At 42.6% G+C, this 2,816-nt stretch carries 2 protein-coding genes; both read left to right on the top strand.

Annotation, left to right across the window (positions count from 1 at the left end):
* Nucleotides 1-455 precede the first annotated feature (455 nt).
* On the top strand, nt 456-1,679 hold the full coding sequence (locus EWV84_RS03015; protein WP_287076363.1) for a DHH family phosphoesterase: 1,224 nt from the start codon (nt 456-458) through the stop codon (nt 1,677-1,679).
* Nucleotides 1,680-1,731: 52 nt separating this feature from the next.
* Nucleotides 1,732-2,226: a phosphohistidine phosphatase SixA gene (sixA, locus tag EWV84_RS03010; protein ID WP_287076361.1), complete on the top strand. Its 495-nt coding sequence runs from the start codon at nt 1,732-1,734 to the stop codon at nt 2,224-2,226.
* Nucleotides 2,227-2,816 lie beyond the last annotated feature (590 nt).

Genomic DNA, 2,816 nt, shown 5'->3' with positions numbered 1-2,816 from the left:
CCATCGCTATCGGGATAGACGATTGCGGTTTTCGGGCTGTCGTCGAGTTGTCTAACCATTGCTTAACCCTAGAATTTCGTCTTTGCTTCCTTAATAGTATAACTTTACTAGAAAAAATCGGGGCAAATATTTAGGGACGGTGATGATCCTAAATCCTGTTTAAAAAGTATCGGAGAGTGGGAAGTGGGGAAGTGGGGAAGTGGGGAAGTCCAGTTATATCATTTTTCACAAGTAATGGGGCAGCGATGGTTAATTGCCCTCACCCCCAACCCACCCGACTTCGGGGGGCGACGGGAGAGGTCTTTCGATAGACTAGAGTTATAGCCCGACAGTGGGAAGCTAGTGGCTGGAAAAGCTTAATATTTGAGATGAACCGATCGAGCGAGGATATCGTCTAGAATTGATTAGCTCAAAAAATCCCGACTGAATCTACTTTTAAGCGAACTTTTCTAAAAATGATGGCTGAATTACTGAGTCTAGTTCCTGCCAAGTCCCTCGAAACCGATGTAGTGGTAGGGGAAGCGTCGGCAGTATGTCCCCTTCCTCCAGTCACGGTTAGTAATGATACCCTACTTATTTCCCTGATTGATCGCTTGCGACGTACTTTGGAAAATCACCGCAGCGAAAATCAAATTGTGGTGATGCAGGATTTCCCGGATCCCGATGCCCTTTCTAGTGCCTGGGCCTATCAAATTATCGCTGAACAGTACGATATTCACTGTGATATAGTCTATGCGGGTACTCTCTCCCATCAGGAAAATGTCGCTTTGGTAAAACTAACGGGTTTACCGGCTAAACGTTGGGGAGTCCATACCCTCAAGGATAGAGATCTTTCGGTTTATCAGGGTTGTGTTTTTGTCGATGGTCAGGGAACCAATAGTCAGTTAACCACTCTGGTTAAACAGGCAAAAATTCCCATTATTGCTGTGATCGATCATCATACCCGCCAAGGGGATCTAGAGGCGGAATTTGTCGATATTCGTCCCCAAATGCGGGCAACAGCGGCGATGTTAACCCAATATATCCAAAAAGGGTTACTGACTTTTAATAGTAGCGATACCGTCCATGTTAAGTGTGCCACAGCTTTGATGCACGGATTGCGATCGGATACGAATAATTTAATGCAAGCGCAAGAGTGTGAATTTATTGCTGCTGGTTATCTCAGTCGTTTCTACGATGCCCAATTATTAAACGCTGTCCTGCAATCGGCCAGATCCCGACGGGTGATGGATGTGATTGAACGGGCCTTAAAAAACCGTATTATTAAAAATAATTATTCGATCGCCGGGGTCGGTTATTTGCGTTATGATGACCGGGATGCGATTCCCCAAGCTGCCGATTTTTTGGTGACAGAAGAAAATGTTCACACGGCTTTGGTTTATGGTATCGTTCACGATGAAGATGAGGAGATCGAGTTAGTCATTGGTTCTATGCGTACCAGCAAAATTACCCTAGATCCCGATGAATTTCTCAAGGAAGCTTTCGGACAGGATAACCAAGGTCGCTTTTTTGGTGGTGGTCGTTATATGGCCGGAGGTTTTGAAATTCCTATCGGTTTCCTCGGTGGTTTTAATAATAATGCCGAATATGCGAAACTTAAGTGGGAACTCTATGACACCCAAATTAAACAGAAACTTTCCCATCTAGTTAACCCCGATGAAAAGGTAATTCGCACCTAGCTATCGGACCTCAGCTATCTATTATCATCGCAAAGACCGACCCTACAGTGATATGAAACTTTATTTTGTGCGTCATGGATTAGCAGGACAATCTGGGGATTATCTCAACGATGGGGAACGTCCTTTAACCGAGGAAGGTAGGGCCAAAACCGCTAAAGTTGCCCAAAGATTAGGACAGTTGGGGGTGAAATTTGACCTAATTCTCACTTCTCCCCTGGTGCGTGCCGTGCAAACCGCCGAAATTTTGCAAAAAGCGGGTTTAAGCCGTAAAATTGAGCAATTTAATTCCCTATCACCCAACGGCAATATTCAAGATTGGGTGCAATGGTGGCAAAAGTCGGACTATCAGCGAGAGGAAACCGCGATCGCACTGGTGGGCCACGAACCGGATTTAGGCTATTGGACGGAAATGCTAGTTTGGGGCAAGTTTCAAGGAAAATTATCGATCAAAAAAGCGGGAATAATCGGTCTAGAGGTTCCCAATCAACAAAATCCCCTAGGCAAGTGTCAGTTATTCTGGTTGACAGCCCCGAAATTACTCCTCTAGGAATTAACCTAGGTGTATCTATCCTTTTTGGAGACTACAATCGATGTTTAGTTAATAGTTAAAAAATCATAAACGATATAGAATTACGCCAGTTATTAACTGAGAAGTTAGCAGTTTTATCCGCAGACAATCTTAATTTAGTTGGGCAATTTATTGATAAGTTAACTTATCAATATTTCTCAAACAAATCCGACAATTACCTAACAGAAAAAGCATTACAAAAATGGCAATTTTTAGTTAAAAATAACCAATAAATGGACAATAAAAATCCTTTAAGTGAAAATGAAATTAAGGTAATTTGCCAATTTTTAAGTCAATCTCATCAATCTCGTCTGGTAGGATTAGCTAGGGCTGGCTGAATAAATCTAAAAACCTTGTTGGGTAATATCTTTAGGCTTTTTTGAAATCAAAAAGTACTGGATATGGGAGTGATCGGGGGGAAATTTAAGCACTTTTTCCCTGAAAATTAGGTAGGGTTTGCTGAATAAAGCTAAAAACCTTACAGGAAAGGGCTTTTAGCTTGATTGAGAGTCGCTCAGGTGCCCCTGAATCTGCTAAAATTACTCAAAACCCTTGCATCTTCTCTCCTT

The sequence above is a fragment of the Microcystis sp. M_QC_C_20170808_M3Col genome, from assembly GCF_007095505.1.
GTDB lineage: Bacteria > Cyanobacteriota > Cyanobacteriia > Cyanobacteriales > Microcystaceae > Microcystis.
Note: the sequence above shows the minus strand (reverse complement) of the source record. Positions and strands in the feature narration are given on the sequence as shown.

Bases quoted from the DNA above. Each gene is read 5' to 3' on its own strand.
- sixA (WP_287076361.1), top strand. From the start codon at position 1,732: ATGAAACTTTATTTTGTGCGTCATGGATTAGCAGGACAATCTGGGGAT.
- EWV84_RS03015 (WP_287076363.1), top strand. From the start codon at position 456: ATGATGGCTGAATTACTGAGTCTAGTTCCTGCCAAGTCCCTCGAAACC.